The organism is Pseudomonas sp. EGD-AK9, assembly GCF_000465935.2.
Classification (GTDB): domain Bacteria; phylum Pseudomonadota; class Gammaproteobacteria; order Pseudomonadales; family Pseudomonadaceae; genus Aquipseudomonas.
In genome coordinates this window covers 1-1124 of the sequence record NZ_AVOF01000610.1, presented here as the reverse complement: position 1 = coordinate 1124, position 1124 = coordinate 1, and the positions used below count along the sequence as shown (strand labels likewise).

At 73.0% G+C, this 1124-nt stretch carries 1 pseudogene; it reads right to left on the bottom strand.

Going from position 1 to position 1124, the window contains the following annotated elements:
- Positions 1-1124: pseudogene (locus N878_RS21625) on the bottom strand (translocation/assembly module TamB); the annotation flags it as partial.

The window sequence follows — 1124 nt, the reverse complement described above, 5'->3', positions numbered from 1 at the left end:
CTGTTGCAGCTGCCAGTCCTGGCCGCCGCTCTGGATGCGCCCGCGGGCGATGCGCCCGCGCCAGTCGCCCTGCTCGCTCAGGTTACCGTCCAGCGCCAGGGCCAGTTGCAGCAGCGGGCCCTGCAGATCCAGCTGCAGCGCCTGGCGCCGCGCATCGCCCTGACCATCGGCCTGCAGACGGCCGAGATAGGTGTCGCCGAGGCGAATGCCGCGCGCCTGCAGCGCCAGCCTGCCCTGCTGAAGGGCATCCAGGCTAGCGTCCAGCTGCAGACGGCGCAGGCTGGGCTCGCCGAAGGCCAGGCGCTCACCGCCGAGCTGCAACCGGCCCTGCGGCGCCTGCAGCGTACCGGCCAGTTCCAGGCTGCCCTGCACCTGGCCCTGCAGGCCCGGCCAGAGCTGACCGAGGCGCGGCAACGCCAGTTGCAGCTGGCCGCGCAGGCGCTGATCCAGTGCGCCCTGTCCGCTCAGGCGGTTGTCGCCCAGACGCACCAGCAGGCGCTGCACCTGCCATTGCTCGCCGGCGCCGGCGCCTTGTACCTGCAGCTGCGCGGGCTGGCCGCGCAGGCGCCCGGCCAGGTCGATATCGGCCTGCGCCTGCAGGCGGCCCTCGCTGAAACTGCCGCGGCTGTTCAGCGGCCCGCCGAGCCGGCCGGGCATCTCGGCCAGCCAGTAACCGGGATCCAGTTCGCTGAGCTGGAGCATGGCCTGCCAGTCGATGCCCGCGGCGAAGCCCAGCTTGAGCACGCCGTCGAGCTTGCCCTGGCCGGCCCGCAGCTGCAGCTGCGGCAGGCTGATCTGCTCGAGATCGCCGCTGACCGGGCTGCTCAGGCTGAAGGCGCCGGCCGGCCCCTGCAGCTGTCCGGAGAAGTTGCCCAGGTAGTTGCCGCCGCTGTAGCTGAATTCGGCCTGCAGTTGCTGCAGACTCACCGGCGGCGCCTGCTCCAGCGGGTACAGGCGCTGCCAGGGGAAGGCCTGCCAGTCCAGCTTGGCGTCGGCGGCGAAGGCCTCGCGCCAGTCGAGGCGGCCCTGCAGCTGCAGGTGCTGCTCGGCGTCGCCCTGCAGGCGCAGCAGCTCGATATCCGCGCCCTGGGCCTCGACGCGCCCGCGCAGGCGCACGCCGATCG